Below are 15182 nucleotides of genomic sequence, written 5' to 3'. Positions count from 1 at the left end.
TGAAAATAATAATATTTACATTCATTTAAACGCTTACATTGAAGATTATTACTGTTATTTCATCTATTTTCTTTATTTCTCTTTTCTTTTCTTAAAAATGACCTTTTAAATATGAAATAAAAAGAGCGAATGACATGAAGTGCATAGCTTGTTGCACTCAGCATTCGCTCTTTTTTATTCAACCTTTATTCTCCTCGTAAAAATGCACGTAAATTTCTCCCACGAATATAAACTTGTGTCAATTCTGCATGTAGCTGCTCATACTCGGTAATATCCATCTCTAAATACAAAGCATCTTTTGATGGTAATATAATATATGGCCCTGGAAAAAGGGGATCAATCTGGACCAATTCTTGAACTCGCTCTACCGATACTGCCCAACGATTTGCTATATCTCCAAGTAATAGTACCTTCATCATTTCTTCCCCCGCCCTATTCAAAAAATAAAAAAGAAATATTATCACAATTTGTAAACACGACAAACTTAGCTCCAATGGTTTCATAGAGCCTCGCTGGATATCGTTTATTCCTTGTAACAACAGTAATAGGTGCTTGAAAAGAAAAACGAATGTGTTCTGTGAAGAAACTAACGATTGGAAGCTCATCCCCTAGTAAAATGACCTTCTTAATACACTCACAAATACTAGTAAAATCCTGCTCCTTACTACAACTATAAGTCCAATCAAACCCACAATTCCTAACTTCAGCCGCTACCTCTTCATTTGCTGTAAAAATAACTAACTCATGTTGAAATGCAACTAGATCTCTTAAACTATTTACCTTACTTTCTTCTCCAACACAAATAAGTGTTAGTTCCATGTACCTCATCCTCCTTAGTATAAAAGAAATCAAACATAGATTGATATTCCCCTATACTAATCAGATCGATGAAGTGATGTATCCATCATGGCACCGTCCTCTCTCAAGACGCTTACGAAGTTAGCTGTCGGATTCGGGCTTTGAGAGTAGCCCTACTTTCAAATTTGAAAGATTCACCCCTAGTGACACTGCACAAATTGGTTCCTCCGCTCCATATAATTGGACTCAGCGTTTACAAAAAAATATATTCTGGCTGATATATTACTCCTGTATTTTGAAAAAGTAAACAGAAAAAAAGCCAGTTATAAAACTGGCTTTTCACTTATCTATACACGCGTTCTATTCACTTTATACGCAAAATGATTCGTTGGTCCATGACCACTACCAATATTCAATGGCTCTTCAATTGCTATACTAATAAATCGTTTTGCTTCTTGAACAGCATCTTCAATTGAGTATCCTTTCGCAAGTCCTGCTGTAACCGCTGAAGCAAATGTGCACCCACTTCCGTGCGTTTGCTTTGAAGGAATTCGCTCGCTTCTAAACTCAATAAATTCTTCTCCATCAAAGAGGAAATCAATTACTTCATTACCTTGATATTCTGCATGTCCGCCCTTCATAAGCACATATTTAGCACCTAATTCGTGCAATACTTTTGCAGCTTCCTTACTATCTTCAACATTATGAATCTCCACCCCAGTTAACACTTCTGCTTCTGGAACATTCGGTGTTATAACGGTTGCTACTGGTAATAAATATTCTTTTAATGCATGAACTGCTTCTTGCTGTAATAATGATGCACCGCCTTTTGCGATCATAACGGGATCTAGCACAATATTATTCCAGCCAAATTTTTTAATTTGTTCTGCAACAATTTGAATTATTTCCCTACTAAATAACATTCCTAGTTTCACTGCATCTGGTGTTAAATCCGTACCAATTGAATTCAGCTGTTCTGTAATACCTTCTAACGGAACAGGATATACCCCTTGAACGCCAAGCGTGTTTTGAGCAGTAATTGCCGTAATAGCCGTCATTCCGTATACACCAAGCTCTTGGAATGTTTTTAAATCTGCCTGAATTCCAGCACCGCCGCCGCTATCAGACCCTGCAATTGTTAAAGCTTTATTCACTTTCATCCCACTCATCCTTTTCTATCCAAAATAGCGATGATAAATTGTTTTTGCTTCGCTTATATCTTTCGTTCCATGTACGAGCACACGGCCATCTTTAAAGGCTACTAACCTCTTGTCTTCAACAGAAAATGATAGTAAATATGGATTTATATTTAAATCATTTACACGACCTTCCAACAACTTTTTATATTGTTCAAAATTCATTTCATCTTTATGAGGTGGTCTAATTTGAACTGTATTTCGCCCGCATAAGACTGCTGTTTTTGATGTGTTTTCTTTATTTAAATACGGATATAATGCATTCTCTCCGCATGAAGGACAATTATGCTGGCGAAGTTTTTGCACATTCATACATGAATACTCATTCTTCCACATATCAAACGATACAAGCCCATCTCGAAGTGATTCGTAATCTTCTACTAACAGTTTAAGAGCTTCTGTTACTTGATGAGAAACGACAAGAGATACAGCAGGTGATATAATACCCGCTGTATCACATGTTGCCCCGCCAAGCGGAATCGACTGTAATAAACATGATAAACATGGTGTTTTACTAGGAAGGATTGTGTAAGAAAGACCGTAACTACCTACACATGCACCGTAAATCCATGGAATAGAATATTTTTGTGATATATCATTTACAATAAAGCGCGTTTCGAAATTATCAGTCGCATCAATAATTACATCAACATTTATAACAAGTTCTTCTAGCTCTTCAGCTGTTACATCTTGAACGAGAGCTTCTATTGTTACATCACTATTAATCTCTTCTAAACGTTTTTTAGCCGCTATAGCTTTTGGAAGATTATTCTTTACGTCGCTCTCTGCATACAATTGTTGTCTTTGTAAATTACTCCAATCTACATAATCACGGTCAACAATTGTTATCTTGCCAACACCTGCTCTTACAAACATCTCTGCATTTGCACTACCTAATGCACCTGCACCGATAATAAGCACATGCTTTTCTCTTATCTTTTGCTGTCCTTCTTCTCCAATTGGAGAAAATAGTTCTTGGCGAGAATATCGATTATTCAACTACGCTCATTCCTTCTAAAGGACTACTTGCAGTTGCACAACGCTTACGTGCAATGCGACCTGCTTCAAATCCTAAACGGCCTGCTTCAATACTTAATTTCATTGCTTGTGCCATTTTAATAGGATCTTTTGCTCCTGATACAGCTGTATTTAATAACACGCCATCTGCTCCTAATTCCATTGCAAATGCCGCATCAGCTGGGCTACCAATACCGGCATCAACGATAACTGGTACTGTCGCTTGTTCAATAATGAAGCTCAAATTTAATGGATTTACAATACCAAGTCCTGATCCGATTGGAGATGCTCCTGGCATAATCGCATGCACGCCAAGCTCTTGTAATTTACGTGCTAATACAACATCATCAGATGTATACGGAAGTACGATAAATCCTTCTTCCAGTAACATTTCAGATGCCTTTAATGTTTCTACCGGATCAGGTAATAACGTTCTATCATCACCAATAACTTCTACCTTTATCATGTCACAAAGCCCAGAAGCTTTTGCTAATTTTGCAATACGAACAGCCTCTTCAGCGTTTTTTGCTCCTGCTGTATTTGGTAATAACGTATATTTTTTCACATCAAGTTTCTCTAATAAATTAGGTTGCTTTGCATCAAAGATATCCATACGACGTACTGCAAACGTTAAAATTTCAGCTTCAGAAACGTCAATTGCCTTTTGCTGTACGTCAAAATCAGGGAATTTACCTGTTCCTAATAAAAGTCTAGAATGAAATGAAAATGGTCCAATGTTTAACATAATCAACCGCCTCCTACGAAAGTTACAATCTCAATTTGGTCTCCATCAAAAACAGATGTATCTGTATGATCATCTTTTTGTAAAATATCTTTATTACGCTCTACTACAACAATTCTGTTATCTAGCTCTAAATGTGTAAGTAGCTCAGCTACTGTTTTTACACTCGCTGGCACTTCAATTTGGTTACCATTAATTTTTAAATTCAAACTTCCATCCCCTTTCTAAACTCTTCTAGAAAGCAATGAATCTAGCAAATGATTCTCTTGCTTTCCTTCTATTAAATCAGCCATATATTGGCCAGAAATAGGACTTAATAAAATACCGTTTCGATAATGGCCCGTGCAAGCATATAAACCTTTTATTTCTTCATGCTCTCCCATATAAGGAGCTTCATGATTCGATTGTGGTCTTAATCCTGCCCACGTGCTTTCCCATTCTGCTTCTTTTAAAGCTGGCAATATTGTATAAGCACGCTCTAATATAGAAGTTATACTTTCTGGCTGCACAGTTTTATTGAACGTATGTGGCTTCATTGTTGCCCCAATTACGTAACGTCCACCGCGCTTTGGAGTAATGTAAAATCTTTCTTGAAAAATAGGTGCTTTTAAAAGTTGTTTTCTACTTCTTACCGCAACCACTTCTCCTTTAACTGGATATGTACCCCAATCGCGGTGAAAATAACTGAGTAACTTCGTGCTCCATGAACCTCCTGCAATAACGACTTTCTCACATGTGACAATACCTTCACTTGTAATAACTCCAGTCACTTTATTATTTTCAATACGGATATCAAATACTTCTGTCTGTTCATATATATCAGCACCGGAAATCGCTGCAGAATGTGCGAATGCTTTCGTAAGCTCTGGTGCAATAACATGACCGTCTTTCGGATAATATACTGCTCCTATAATAGATTCGGATAGATATGGCTCTTTTTCCCGCACATGGTCTCCCGTTAGAAAATAAGAATCTTCACCTGTTTTCTGCTGCCAATCCATAATGTGAAGAATTCTTTCCTTCTCATCTTCATTTTGAGCAATACGATAAATTCCTTTTTCTTCATATCCAATATCAACACCCGTCTTTTCACGTAAAACTGCTGCAAGTTGTGGAAATATAGCTCGGCTTTCTCTAGCAAGTTCAAATAGCGGATCATACGCATCCCATTCTGCCTGAACACCAAGTAAACCAGCAGCTGCTTTTGAAGCTTCCGATGCAATACTTTGCTTCTCCACAATCGCTACTTTATGTCCTCTTTCTGCTAGAAAATGTGCAACTGAACTACCAATTACACCACCACCAATAATCGCTACATCATACTTCTCACACATGTTTTTCCGCCCACTTTCTTATTGATTCCTTATAAGATTTCGCTTTGCTATACGGGTTACTACTACTTACAATTCCAGACATAACTGCTATACCGCTTACACCGTTAGTAAGAACATCCACTGTGTTTTCTGGGGTAATTCCTCCAATTGCTGTAATCGGTATAGATAAACACCTTGCAATGTCTGAAATTTCTTCAAGCCCTCTCGCTGGCACACCTTTTTTACAATCTGTCGGAAATACATGGCCATAAACGAGTGAATCCGCTCCATTTTTAAAAGCTACTATTGCTTCATCTAGCGAATGCACAGAATAACCGACATGCAAATACGAAAACTTTTCTTTCACTGACTTTACATCTGTACTTCGATATCCTAGTTGAACACGAGGAATATTTAATAAAATTGCAATATCAATTCGATCGTTTATGACAATTTTAGAAGCTGGAAAGCCCTCCATTAATAGACTTTCCACACCTTCATATAATTCCTTCGTACTCTTCTCACGCTCACGAATATGCAAATAATCAATCTCACTCTCAATTTGCATCGCTACATTCACTAACTCTTCGAATGGCATATGGCCATTTGAGATTACGTGGAGCTCATTTTTCATATTCATTCGCCTACTTTAAAATATTTTCGAATAATTCATCGGCTGGGACGGTTTCTTTCGTCATTCCTTTGTCCTTCAGCCACTTATTTTGTTTCTCCCAAGATTCTTTTGAATCTGATAAGAATGGCTCATCTTTCGTTTCCATCTTCTCTAATAAAATTTTCATACTTTCCTTTTCAACTTCTGGCACAAGTGGGAAGTTTTCTTTTTCTTGATGATTTAATAAAATATTCAATGCTTCATCTGGGTTTTTCTTCATGAAATCATAGCCTTTTTTCGTACCACGTAAGAAAGCTTGCAACGCCTCTTTATCTTTTTTCAACGTTTTATCACCTGTTACAAACACAAGCTCATGATAGTTTGGTACTCCGTAATCAGCTGGATTAAAGTACGCTGGTTCATGGCCTTCATGACGCATAACAGGTACTTCATGGTTAATGTATGCCCCTGTTACCGCATCTACTTTCTTCGTAATTAATGCTGGTACTAAATCAAAGCCAACATCTACTACTTTCACTGTATCAGGATTACCACCAGCTTCTTTTACCATCGTTTTTAAATACATCTCACTTAATGGTGTTCCAGAGTATCCTACTGTTTTTCCTTCTAAATCTTTCGGTGATTGAATGCCCGCTGATTTCAGTGATACAACATGATTTAATGGTGAACGTACGACAGCCCCAATTGATTTCACTGGAATTTGCTCATTCACTCTCGCCATAACAACATCTGGCTGATAATACAAGCCAACTGTCACCTTCCCTGCTGCTGCTAGCGTTAATGGATCAGTCGGATTAGAAGGGAATTTAATATTTACCTTTACACCTTCTTCTTTAAAGTATCCTTTTTCAATTGCTGCATAGATAAAGCTATGTACCGCATTTGGATACCAATCTAACATGACTGTTATTTCTTTCTCTTTTTTACTTTTGTCTGATGCTGAATTACTCGAACATCCTGCAATTATTGCAATTAATAATGTAAACACAAAGATGCGCTTTAAAAATTTCATGAATGCTTCCTCCAACTAATGAATTTCTTTTCTAATATGGAAATAATTACGACGAAGAAAATAGCTAATAATGATAACAATACAATAGGTGCAAATACGCCAGCTCCATCTAACTGCGTCATCATCCTCTTACTGAAATATCCAAGCCCAGCTTGTGCACCGAGCCATTCTCCAATTGCTGCTCCGATAACACTAAGCGGAACTGCAATTTTTAAAGCTGAGAAAAAATAAGGAAGAGCAGACGGCAACTTTAATTTAAGAAAAATATCTCTTTTTGTTGCTCCATATGTAACTAAGAGCTCCTCCCATTCTTTTTTCGTACTACGCAGTCCATCATACGTATTGACCGCAATTGGGAAAAACGTAATTAAAACTGTGACAACAACCTTACTCCAAATTGTATATCCAAACCATAAAACAAATAGCGGAGCAAGCGCAGTAATCGGAATCGTTTGTGAAGCAACTAATAATGGATAAAATGCTCTCTCCATCCATGTACTCGCATTCATTAACATCGCTAGCCCTACACCTAATACGATAGAGATAACAACACCTATTAAAACGACGTATAACGTTGCAGGTAAATGAACTGTAAATAATATGTCTTTTAGTTTCCATATCTTCATTAAAATCGCAGAAGGTGACGGTAAAATGTACATCTCATCTACAATTCTTGCTCCTATTTCCCACACAGCTAGTAAAATACTAGAAAGTGTAATAGCAGGAACTAATTCTTTCAATCGGTTCATCACACAAGTACCTGCCTTTGTAACATACTAAGAAGCTCATCTTTCAGCGCTAATACTTCCGGTTTATATAAATCTTTTCGTGTTCTGTTATGATCAAGCGGTACAGTCCGCTCAGTCAAAGTCGTTATCGGCTGCTGTTCCACTACTAAAACTCGGTTTGAAAGAAATAACGCTTCTTCAACATCATGAGTAATGAATAAAATTGTTTTTTCCCACTCTTGCCATTGTTCAAACAACCATTCTTGCAAAGAGGTCTTCGTTAAAGCATCCAACGCACTAAATGGTTCATCTAACAGCAATATCTCCCCGCCTGTTAATAAAGTTCGAATAAAAGATACACGTTGTCTCATACCACCAGATAAATCTTTCGGATATTTTTGCTCATACCCTTGCAAACCAAATTTATGTAACAGTTCCTTTGCCTTTACTTCTGCTTCTTTCTTCTGTACACCTTGGCACTCTAGCGGCAGGGCAGCATTCTCAATAATTGTTCTCCACGGCAAAAGCATATCTTTTTGCGGCATATATCCTACAGGATGGTTCTTTGTTTCTGTCAGTTCTATCTGTCCAGTACTTACCTTTTCTAGACCTGTAATAAGGCGAAATAAAGTACTTTTTCCACATCCACTCGGTCCGATAATACTGACAAACTCTTTCTCATGTATAGAAGCATTTAATTCATGGATGATTGGTTTCTCATCGTAATGAAAAGAAACATTATGAAACTGTAGTATGTTCTTGCTCCTCAAATCCCCACATCTCCTTACGATAGGACATATCCCAGAATAAATATTCAAATCGACTGGAATATAAGAAGATCTCCTCTAATCTTTCTAGTTCTTTCTCAGACTTTCCAACTGCCATTTCATTTAATAAATCTATTAACCAAATACAAAGATTACCGTATTCTTCCGAACTATATCCTTGAATCCACTCACCAAAAAACTCATGATCTCTTGCTCCAGGAATATCATTTAAACGCTTTCCAATTTCCCAATAGCTCCACATACATGGAAGAAGCGCTGCTATTAATTCCGCAAGTGTGCCATTTTGAGATACAGACATCATGTAATTTGTATAAGCTAAATTTTTAGCAGATGGTTTCGCAGACTCTATCTCCTCTATAGAAATTCCAAGTCTTTTTGCATATTGTTTATGGATTGTCATTTCGCCATTTAATATTCCATCAATTTGTTCAGCGAACTTTCCCATTACTTGTGGATTCGTTGCTTTTACAACACCAATCGCATATAACTTTGCATAATCTAGCAGATATAAATAATCTTGAATAATATAATACTGGAATTTATCTTTTTCTAACGTGCCATCTCCCATACCCACTACAAACGGATGATTATGACTCATCTCCCAAACCGGTTGCACAGTTTCTAATAATCTATCGCAAAATTTCATTTCTCTATCCCCTTTCAATATATGTATCTAAATAAAAAACCACTTCTATATATAAGAAGTGGTTACAGCAAATAAAGTTATACATTTATTCGATGTTCCACTTCCCTTCGCTAGTATTACCTAGATCAGGTGTTGTAAGGGTTAAGGATTATTCCTCTCTCAGCAAGTCAAGCACCCCTAGTGGTTTCAATATGAAATTTTCAAATAAAAAAGCCCCGTTTCTATACGCAAAGAAACGGGGACTCATTGTTAGTGTCCGAATTGCTTCCCTACGCTAGCATAATCTAGATCAGGTAATAAAAAGGATCAAAGGCTTACGGCCTACTCTCAGCTGGCAACACCAGCTCTCCTAGCAAACTATAAAATTATCACTGTCAGTATAACACCCTAATAAGACATCATCAACTTTTTTAATTTTCTTAATTATCAACATAATATCAAAATTATACAATACATACATTCTATTTTGGAAAATAAAACCCCAATTAATTGTATAAAAAGGAATCATTATCCTCAAAAAATTTATTTTTATATTGATTTCATATTACATTTATGTGAATACCCCCACTATATTATATCTTTATACTATAATAAAATTACAACTATACAACTAGAGGAGGTCTCTATTCCATGAATATGAAAGCTACTGCTTTAACAGCAACTACTGTAGCGATTGCTTCTTTACTTCCTTCTATGGGTGAAACAAATGTACAAAAAGCAAACGCTGAACAATTATCTAATATTAAAACTGGGTATGTCAAAGTCGATCAAGTAGCATTACATACAGAAGATAACGTAAAAAGCACATCAATTGATACAATTCGCTTTAATACAAAAGTGAACATCCTTGAAACAACTAATGGTTGGTATAAAGTATCTGTTCATAATAAAGTAGGTTATGTACAAAAAGATGCTATTTTACTAAAAAACAAACTTCAATCTAATGATCAATACATCGTTAATGCTAATGCATTAAACGTTCGCTCTGAACCTAATTTAGAATCTTCCATTTTAGATGTATTACCAAATGGTAAGTTTATTACCGTTCAAGAAGATCAAGGCGAATGGTATAAAATATCACATAATGGCCAAACAGGTTACGTACAAAAAGCATTCATCTCTAATGGTTCACAACCCTTAGTAAAAGGAATCACCGTTCAAAATAATACAAAATATACTGTTGCAACACCTAATCTAAATGTACGTAGCACCGCTAGTACAAGTAGCGCTCTACTCGGTTCATTACAAAACGGTACACAAGTACAAGTAGTAGAAACTGTAGGTACTTGGTATAAAATTCGTTTTGGCACAGGATACGGATATGTAGCAAAACACTATGTAGTACAAAATCAACCACAAGCTAAAACAGATCAGCCTTCATCAATTCCAGCTGCTTTCAAATTCCCCGCTCAAGGAAGAATTAGCTCAACCTTTGATATACGCTGGGAACAAATGCATTATGGTATAGATATTGCCGCTCCAGGAAACGTCTCTATCCAAGCTGCTGCTGCAGGTAAAGTTGTGAAATCTTATTATTCAGCTAGCTATGGCAATGTTGTTTTCATTGCGCATCAAATCAATGGGAAATTATATACAACTGTTTATGCTCATATGAAGGATCGCACTGTACAAGCTGGTGATCAAGTACAAACTGGACAATTAATAGGTCATATGGGAAACACAGGTCATTCATACGGGCAACATCTTCATTTTGAATTACATAATGGAGAATGGAATTTTGAAAAAACAAATGCAGTAAATCCACTGCCATATTTAGTTAGGTAAATTGTATGCCACGCAATATACCTCTTATAATTGAATACGTAGCCTTTTTAGGTTTAATCTGTTGTTTAATCATTTACAATACAAACATTGTATTTTTATCTATTATTATTGCTTTTGTTGCATTAGAAATTATGATGGAATCATTTCAAGTGCAACTAAAACAAAAAATTGCCCATATTTATAATGCTATTTTTCTTTTGAGTGCTCTCATAACAAATATAATTAGTAATGGCTTTTATTTATCTACTGTATTTCCAGTATTCTTTATGGCTGTTTTATTATTTGTAGCTAGATATATTAATGTCCCTTATAACCAAAAACAAAAACAAGAAGCTTAGAAAGAGGAGACACTGTGTACCAATCTTTCAAAGATACTCCAATAAAATACATATTGAATTTGTATAAGAAAGCCAATACTTTTTTTGGTATACAAGGAAGTTATACTGCACAACTTCTCCTATATGGAATGTTGTTTCTTGTCTTAATCACTTTCTCCTTGTTTTACTAACAAAAAAGGATCTCACATAAACTGGAGATCCTTTTTAATTTATATTAATTTTTCATATCGAAAATATTGTTTATCCACAAGCATATTTTTCATAAATAAAGCTCAGATTATATTTTTTCTCTAAGCTCATTCGTTGTTCGTCATCGCACCAATAGAAAAGAATATCATGAATCGTTGCGTAACGCTTATTTTTAAGAAATAGCCTAAAGAATGATGGTAAACAATCATGTAATTGTATAAATATATAATTGCGTAGTGTTTCTTCTTTATATTCAATCCCCTTACAAATATACAGTAATTCTTCACAATAATATGCATGCTGTGGAACTTGTATCATTTCGAAAAATGGTACATAAGATAGTAGCTTTCCAATAAAATGACCATATCGATCCATTACTCCTATCGTCATATGCTCCATCATTTCTTTCATCACATATAAATAATCATCTACATGCGTTGTCTTTAATGGGTCTAAGCGATCGGAAATTTGAGATAATACAGCTCTTTGACATGCTAAAACTGCCTGACTAGGTCCATAATATGATAGGAAATCTGTACACTTACGATATTTCCGTAATAAATCATGTGTATACAAATCATATACAAAAGTATTACAATACATTGCTAAACTCATCATATCACTATTTAATTGCTCTTTTGATAATGATTTCGCTCTCTTGCACATATAAAAGAATGTAAATTCCAATACTTCTTTATGAGATAATAAATGTTTACAATCGGTTATACACTTCTCATTAAATTTAACTCTATCCCAAATTTCAATATCCCTATCTGTCAATTCACCTATACGATATTTAATAATTAAATAATTTAAAGCAACTGATTGCGTCAAAAGATCCCATGTTTCATATTCCAATGAAGTATGAACAAACTCAGCTAATCCTTGCGCTATCATAAAATCATTTGCCTCTTCATACCAACCAATCTCTTGGCATAAGCGAAGAATACGCACTAAAGTTGGAATTTCATCTTTATGAAACTGCGGTAATTTCTTTGCTTTATTCATGCCATATACGATAAATGCCGCTAAATTTTCTTCTTTATAAAATTCTTTCTCTTTCCATACTAATATAGTTCGTTCTTTCCCCTCACCTTTTGGGTGACAAGGTACAAGCAAAGAAAATAATTCAGCGAAATTATTTGGTTCTATATATGTATCTGTAACCAAATTCCAATTTGGATCGCCCTGTACAGCCTTCATATAATTCCCCTTCCCTTTTCATCTATGTAGGAAATATTAATTTATTATCGCACCACTAAAAATTAATATTGTTATATTCAAAATCTCTCATAATACTTATATCTATCAGTATATCATCTTTTCTCTTATTAAAAATTAAGAATAACAAATTTTAAAAAAATGTTGAAATTATTAACCACATACTTATTATATAATGTCTCAGATACATCACGCTAACATATTAGTTTAATCCATATATACTAGAATAATGTATCTGAAATTTATATATAATTTAGCTCTTTATGAGTGACCATTAAACTCTCGGTTAATGAAAGTTTCAATTTACTCTGTACGCTCTGAGATTTCGCTCAAGGCAAATCCAGCTTGATCATCTGCTGATTCCCTTATAGCTAAATCTCCTAGTGCTAACATGCCAATAAGTTGACCACTATCAACTACTGGTAATCGTCTAATTTGATGCTGTGCCATTAGCTCTGTAGCTTTTTCAATAGAATCATTTGGAGAAACTGAGATAATATTTGTTGTCATTACATTTGTAATCTTATTAGATCCAGGATGTTTTTCAGCAATCCCTCGAACGACTAAATCACGATCAGTAACAAGCCCAACAACTTGCTCATTTTCAACAACAGGAATTAATCCAATCGATTCTTCCTTCATTTTTACAGCTGCCTCATATACATTGTCTAGCGGTGTACAATGTACAATATGGGTACTCATTAAGTCTCTCACTCGTGTCATTATGATTTCCTCCTTTTTATACATACCATAGCTTTTCCAAAATTCCTTTATTTATTTCTGGAAAGTAACGTAATAAAAAGGATTAACAAAATAAAAAAGAGCCAGCATAATGCTGACTCTTTTTTGTATGACCCGTACGGGATTCGAACCCGTGTTACCGCCGTGAAAGGGCGGTGTCTTAACCACTTGACCAACGGGCCATGGCTCCGCAGGTAGGACTCGAACCTACGACCGATCGGTTAACAGCCGATAGCTCTACCACTGAGCTACTGCGGAATAATATATGGTGGGCCTAAATGGACTCGAACCATCGACCTCACGCTTATCAGGCGTGCGCTCTAACCAGCTGAGCTATAGGCCCATATACTTTACAGGGGCAGTAGGAATCGAACCCACACTGGAGGTTTTGGAGACCTCAGTTCTACCTTTAAACTATGCCCCTAAATGATGCCGGCTAGAGGACTTGAACCCCCAACCTACTGATTACAAGTCAGTTGCTCTACCAATTGAGCTAAGCCGGCATAAAAAAATGGTGGCTCGGGACGGAATCGAACCGCCGACACGAGGATTTTCAGTCCTCTGCTCTACCGACTGAGCTACCGAGCCAACATAAATGGCGGTCCCGACCGGGGTCGAACCGGCGATCTCCTGCGTGACAGGCAGGCATGTTAACCACTACACCACGGGACCATTTGGTTGCGGGGACAGGATTTGAACCTGCGACCTTCGGGTTATGAGCCCGACGAGCTACCGTGCTGCTCCACCCCGCGACAATATAAAGTTTTAAAAATGGAGGAGGTAGAGGGATTCGAACCCCCGCGCGACTCTCGCCGCCTGTCGGTTTTCAAGACCGATCCCTTCAGCCGAACTTGGGTATACCTCCATGAAGGGAAAAATAAATATTTTATTATTATATGTCTAAGCCATTAAAGAAAAAATGGAGGAGGTAGAGGGATTCGAACCCCCGCGCGATTCTCACCGCCTGTCGGTTTTCAAGACCGATCCCTTCAGCCGAACTTGGGTATACCTCCGAGACATATATTAAATAAAGTGGAGCCTAGCGGGATCGAACCGCTGACCTCCTGCGTGCAAGGCAGGCGCTCTCCCAGCTGAGCTAAGGCCCCATGTTTTTTGGGAATATCGGGAAGACAGGATTTGAACCTGCGACCCCCTGGTCCCAAACCAGGTGCTCTACCAAGCTGAGCCACTTCCCGTTAATAAAAGCGCGCCCGAGAGGAGTCGAACCCCTAACCTCTTGATCCGTAGTCAAACGCTCTATCCAATTGAGCTACGGGCGCATATGGTGCCGAGGGCGGGGGTCGAACCCGCACGGTGGTCACCCACCGCAGGATTTTAAGTCCTGTGCGTCTGCCTGTTCCGCCACCCCGGCATGTCATATTGAAAATTGGAGCGGAAGACGGGATTCGAACCCGCGACCCCAACCTTGGCAAGGTTGTATTCTACCACTGAACTACTTCCGCAAGACATGTATGAGTTATTTTATTAAAAGTGCGGGTGAAGGGAGTCGAACCCCCACGCCAAAGGCGCTAGATCCTAAGTCTAGTGCGTCTGCCAATTCCGCCACACCCGCATATTTCATTAAAATGGTGAGCCATGAAGGACTCGAACCTTCGACCCTCTGATTAAAAGTCAGATGCTCTACCAACTGAGCTAATGGCTCTTAATGGCTGGGCTAGCTGGATTCGAACCAGCGCATGACGGAGTCAAAGTCCGTTGCCTTACCGCTTGGCTATAGCCCATTAATTAAGAATGGTGGAGGGGGGCAGATTCGAACTGCCGAACCCGAAGGAGCGGATTTACAGTCCGCCGCGTTTAGCCACTTCGCTACCCCTCCGACATATATGGTGGAGGATGACGGGATCGAACCGCCGACCCCCTGCTTGTAAGGCAGGTGCTCTCCCAGCTGAGCTAATCCTCCATTTTGCCTGGCAACGTCCTACTCTCACAGGGACAAGGTCCCAACTACCATCGGCGCTAGAGAGCTTAACTTCCGTGTTCGGTATGGGAACGGGTGTGACCTCTCTGCCATCA

General features: G+C 37.5%; 17 protein-coding genes, 20 tRNA genes, 1 rRNA gene and 3 riboswitches. Of the genes, 2 read left to right on the top strand and 36 right to left on the bottom strand.

From position 1 onward, the window contains the following. Nucleotides 1–59: 59 nt before the first annotated feature. The 13 genes from ACTFSL_RS22430 to tenA all read right to left on the bottom strand — a co-directional run bounded on the left by ACTFSL_RS22430 (nucleotide 60) and on the right by tenA (nucleotide 8874). Nucleotides 60–182, bottom strand: a complete 123-nt coding sequence (locus tag ACTFSL_RS22430) for a hypothetical protein (RefSeq protein WP_001034421.1) — start codon at nucleotides 180–182, stop codon at nucleotides 60–62. Between the two features lie 3 nt (nucleotides 183–185). Continuing rightward, nucleotides 186–419: a hypothetical protein gene (locus tag ACTFSL_RS22425; protein ID WP_002025339.1), complete on the bottom strand. Its 234-nt coding sequence runs from the start codon at nucleotides 417–419 to the stop codon at nucleotides 186–188. A gap of 13 nt (nucleotides 420–432) precedes the next feature. After that, nucleotides 433–819 carry a hypothetical protein gene (locus ACTFSL_RS22420; RefSeq protein ID WP_000424087.1) on the bottom strand — a complete coding sequence of 129 codons (387 nt, stop codon included), beginning with the start codon at nucleotides 817–819 and terminating at the stop codon, nucleotides 433–435. A gap of 93 nt (nucleotides 820–912) precedes the next feature. Then, nucleotides 913–1060: riboswitch (cyclic di-AMP (ydaO/yuaA leader) on the bottom strand. A gap of 85 nt (nucleotides 1061–1145) precedes the next feature. Beyond that, entirely contained in the window at nucleotides 1146–1958 is an 813-nt protein-coding gene (thiD, locus tag ACTFSL_RS22415; protein ID WP_440042414.1) for a bifunctional hydroxymethylpyrimidine kinase/phosphomethylpyrimidine kinase, read from the bottom strand. A gap of 15 nt (nucleotides 1959–1973) precedes the next feature. Further along, nucleotides 1974–2993: a thiazole biosynthesis adenylyltransferase ThiF gene (thiF, locus tag ACTFSL_RS22410; RefSeq protein ID WP_001065418.1), complete on the bottom strand. Its 1020-nt coding sequence runs from the start codon at nucleotides 2991–2993 to the stop codon at nucleotides 1974–1976. Next, entirely contained in the window at nucleotides 2986–3756 is a 771-nt protein-coding gene (thiG, locus tag ACTFSL_RS22405; protein ID WP_000931981.1) for a thiazole synthase, read from the bottom strand. Before thiG ends, thiF begins: the two co-directional genes overlap by 8 nt. A 2-nt stretch (nucleotides 3757–3758) precedes the next feature. After that, the gene (gene thiS, locus ACTFSL_RS22400; protein ID WP_001049502.1) at nucleotides 3759–3962 is read right to left on the bottom strand and encodes a sulfur carrier protein ThiS; all 204 of its coding nucleotides are present in this window, start codon (nucleotides 3960–3962) and stop codon (nucleotides 3759–3761) included. Between the two features lie 15 nt (nucleotides 3963–3977). Continuing rightward, nucleotides 3978–5087 carry a glycine oxidase ThiO gene (gene thiO, locus ACTFSL_RS22395; RefSeq protein ID WP_000333313.1) on the bottom strand — a complete coding sequence of 370 codons (1110 nt, stop codon included), beginning with the start codon at nucleotides 5085–5087 and terminating at the stop codon, nucleotides 3978–3980. Continuing rightward, nucleotides 5080–5700, bottom strand: a complete 621-nt coding sequence (gene tenI, locus ACTFSL_RS22390; RefSeq protein WP_000787170.1) for a thiazole tautomerase TenI — start codon at nucleotides 5698–5700, stop codon at nucleotides 5080–5082. Before tenI ends, thiO begins: the two co-directional genes overlap by 8 nt. 10 nt (nucleotides 5701–5710) lie before the next feature. Then, entirely contained in the window at nucleotides 5711–6712 is a 1002-nt protein-coding gene (locus ACTFSL_RS22385) for an ABC transporter substrate-binding protein (protein WP_440042411.1), read from the bottom strand. After that, on the bottom strand, nucleotides 6709–7461 hold the full coding sequence (locus tag ACTFSL_RS22380; RefSeq protein WP_001080853.1) for an ABC transporter permease: 753 nt from the start codon (nucleotides 7459–7461) through the stop codon (nucleotides 6709–6711). Before ACTFSL_RS22380 ends, ACTFSL_RS22385 begins: the two co-directional genes overlap by 4 nt. Beyond that, nucleotides 7461–8210: an ABC transporter ATP-binding protein gene (locus ACTFSL_RS22375; protein ID WP_016125481.1), complete on the bottom strand. Its 750-nt coding sequence runs from the start codon at nucleotides 8208–8210 to the stop codon at nucleotides 7461–7463. The genes ACTFSL_RS22380 and ACTFSL_RS22375 overlap by 1 nt, the downstream gene beginning before the upstream one ends. Then, nucleotides 8179–8874, bottom strand: coding sequence for a thiaminase II (gene tenA, locus ACTFSL_RS22370; RefSeq protein ID WP_000666827.1), 696 nt, complete (start codon nucleotides 8872–8874; stop codon nucleotides 8179–8181). Before tenA ends, ACTFSL_RS22375 begins: the two co-directional genes overlap by 32 nt. A gap of 85 nt (nucleotides 8875–8959) precedes the next feature. Next, nucleotides 8960–9063: riboswitch (TPP riboswitch) on the bottom strand. A gap of 60 nt (nucleotides 9064–9123) precedes the next feature. After that, nucleotides 9124–9235: riboswitch (TPP riboswitch) on the bottom strand. Nucleotides 9236–9504: 269 nt separating this feature from the next. On the opposite strand from tenA, the gene ACTFSL_RS22365 reads away from it, so the two are divergent. Together ACTFSL_RS22365 and ACTFSL_RS22360 are read left to right on the top strand one after the other, a co-directional pair. Beyond that, nucleotides 9505–10659, top strand: a complete 1155-nt coding sequence (locus tag ACTFSL_RS22365) for an SH3 domain-containing protein (RefSeq protein WP_001056037.1) — start codon at nucleotides 9505–9507, stop codon at nucleotides 10657–10659. A gap of 5 nt (nucleotides 10660–10664) precedes the next feature. Beyond that, complete coding sequence (locus ACTFSL_RS22360; RefSeq protein WP_001137823.1) at nucleotides 10665–10997, top strand: hypothetical protein; 333 nt, start codon at nucleotides 10665–10667, stop codon at nucleotides 10995–10997. Nucleotides 10998–11237: 240 nt separating this feature from the next. Here the strand turns inward: ACTFSL_RS22360 and ACTFSL_RS22355 are convergent, their stop codons facing one another. From ACTFSL_RS22355 to rrf, 23 genes are all read right to left on the bottom strand, one after another. Further along, nucleotides 11238–12389: a DUF3965 domain-containing protein gene (locus ACTFSL_RS22355; protein WP_000648912.1), complete on the bottom strand. Its 1152-nt coding sequence runs from the start codon at nucleotides 12387–12389 to the stop codon at nucleotides 11238–11240. A 321-nt stretch (nucleotides 12390–12710) separates the two neighbouring features. Continuing rightward, entirely contained in the window at nucleotides 12711–13130 is a 420-nt protein-coding gene (locus ACTFSL_RS22350; protein WP_000199006.1) for a CBS domain-containing protein, read from the bottom strand. Between the two features lie 128 nt (nucleotides 13131–13258). Further along, nucleotides 13259–13330 (bottom strand) — tRNA-Glu (locus ACTFSL_RS22345). A 1-nt stretch (nucleotide 13331) separates the two neighbouring features. Further along, nucleotides 13332–13406: transfer RNA gene (locus ACTFSL_RS22340), tRNA-Asn, on the bottom strand. An 8-nt stretch (nucleotides 13407–13414) separates the two neighbouring features. Beyond that, nucleotides 13415–13491, bottom strand: a tRNA-Ile gene (locus ACTFSL_RS22335). A 10-nt stretch (nucleotides 13492–13501) separates the two neighbouring features. Continuing rightward, nucleotides 13502–13572 (bottom strand) — tRNA-Trp (locus ACTFSL_RS22330). A gap of 6 nt (nucleotides 13573–13578) precedes the next feature. Further along, nucleotides 13579–13651, bottom strand: a tRNA-Thr gene (locus ACTFSL_RS22325). 9 nt (nucleotides 13652–13660) lie between these two features. Continuing rightward, nucleotides 13661–13736 (bottom strand) — tRNA-Phe (locus ACTFSL_RS22320). An 8-nt stretch (nucleotides 13737–13744) separates the two neighbouring features. After that, nucleotides 13745–13820, bottom strand: a tRNA-Asp gene (locus tag ACTFSL_RS22315). A 3-nt stretch (nucleotides 13821–13823) separates the two neighbouring features. After that, a tRNA-Met gene (locus ACTFSL_RS22310) sits at nucleotides 13824–13900 on the bottom strand. 20 nt (nucleotides 13901–13920) lie between these two features. Beyond that, nucleotides 13921–14013 (bottom strand) — tRNA-Ser (locus ACTFSL_RS22305). Between the two features lie 55 nt (nucleotides 14014–14068). Next, nucleotides 14069–14161 (bottom strand) — tRNA-Ser (locus ACTFSL_RS22300). Nucleotides 14162–14181: 20 nt separating this feature from the next. Further along, nucleotides 14182–14254, bottom strand: a tRNA-Ala gene (locus tag ACTFSL_RS22295). Nucleotides 14255–14270: 16 nt separating this feature from the next. Continuing rightward, nucleotides 14271–14344, bottom strand: a tRNA-Pro gene (locus tag ACTFSL_RS22290). A 10-nt stretch (nucleotides 14345–14354) separates the two neighbouring features. Next, a tRNA-Arg gene (locus tag ACTFSL_RS22285) sits at nucleotides 14355–14428 on the bottom strand. A 3-nt stretch (nucleotides 14429–14431) separates the two neighbouring features. Further along, a tRNA-Leu gene (locus ACTFSL_RS22280) sits at nucleotides 14432–14520 on the bottom strand. Nucleotides 14521–14536: 16 nt separating this feature from the next. Next, nucleotides 14537–14611 (bottom strand) — tRNA-Gly (locus tag ACTFSL_RS22275). A gap of 29 nt (nucleotides 14612–14640) precedes the next feature. Next, a tRNA-Leu gene (locus tag ACTFSL_RS22270) sits at nucleotides 14641–14721 on the bottom strand. A gap of 14 nt (nucleotides 14722–14735) precedes the next feature. Then, a tRNA-Lys gene (locus tag ACTFSL_RS22265) sits at nucleotides 14736–14811 on the bottom strand. A 4-nt stretch (nucleotides 14812–14815) separates the two neighbouring features. Continuing rightward, nucleotides 14816–14890, bottom strand: a tRNA-Gln gene (locus tag ACTFSL_RS22260). Between the two features lie 11 nt (nucleotides 14891–14901). Beyond that, nucleotides 14902–14985 (bottom strand) — tRNA-Tyr (locus tag ACTFSL_RS22255). Between the two features lie 8 nt (nucleotides 14986–14993). Further along, nucleotides 14994–15069 (bottom strand) — tRNA-Val (locus tag ACTFSL_RS22250). A 5-nt stretch (nucleotides 15070–15074) separates the two neighbouring features. Beyond that, nucleotides 15075–15182: ribosomal RNA gene (gene rrf, locus ACTFSL_RS22245) — 5S ribosomal RNA — on the bottom strand; the annotation flags it as partial.

Source organism: Bacillus cereus group sp. MYBK108-1 (genome assembly GCF_051917185.1).
Classification (GTDB): Bacteria; Bacillota; Bacilli; order Bacillales; family Bacillaceae_G; genus Bacillus_A; species Bacillus_A cereus.
The sequence above is the reverse complement of the archived record's forward strand: the minus strand, read 5'-3'. Positions and strand labels throughout refer to the sequence as shown.

Coding starts and splice junctions, on each gene's coding strand:
- ACTFSL_RS22425 (WP_002025339.1), bottom strand. CDS start 419: ATGATGAAGGTACTATTACTTGGAGATATAGCAAATCGTTGGGCAGTA.
- ACTFSL_RS22420 (WP_000424087.1), bottom strand. CDS start 819: ATGGAACTAACACTTATTTGTGTTGGAGAAGAAAGTAAGGTAAATAGT.
- thiD (WP_440042414.1), bottom strand. CDS start 1,958: ATGAAAGTGAATAAAGCTTTAACAATTGCAGGGTCTGATAGCGGCGGC.
- thiG (WP_000931981.1), bottom strand. CDS start 3,756: ATGTTAAACATTGGACCATTTTCATTTCATTCTAGACTTTTATTAGGA.
- thiO (WP_000333313.1), bottom strand. CDS start 5,087: ATGTGTGAGAAGTATGATGTAGCGATTATTGGTGGTGGTGTAATTGGT.
- tenI (WP_000787170.1), bottom strand. CDS start 5,700: ATGAAAAATGAGCTCCACGTAATCTCAAATGGCCATATGCCATTCGAA.
- ACTFSL_RS22385 (WP_440042411.1), bottom strand. CDS start 6,712: ATGAAATTTTTAAAGCGCATCTTTGTGTTTACATTATTAATTGCAATA.
- ACTFSL_RS22380 (WP_001080853.1), bottom strand. CDS start 7,461: ATGAACCGATTGAAAGAATTAGTTCCTGCTATTACACTTTCTAGTATT.
- tenA (WP_000666827.1), bottom strand. CDS start 8,874: ATGAAATTTTGCGATAGATTATTAGAAACTGTGCAACCGGTTTGGGAG.
- ACTFSL_RS22365 (WP_001056037.1), top strand. CDS start 9,505: ATGAATATGAAAGCTACTGCTTTAACAGCAACTACTGTAGCGATTGCT.
- ACTFSL_RS22360 (WP_001137823.1), top strand. CDS start 10,665: ATGCCACGCAATATACCTCTTATAATTGAATACGTAGCCTTTTTAGGT.
- ACTFSL_RS22355 (WP_000648912.1), bottom strand. CDS start 12,389: ATGAAGGCTGTACAGGGCGATCCAAATTGGAATTTGGTTACAGATACA.
- ACTFSL_RS22350 (WP_000199006.1), bottom strand. CDS start 13,130: ATGACACGAGTGAGAGACTTAATGAGTACCCATATTGTACATTGTACA.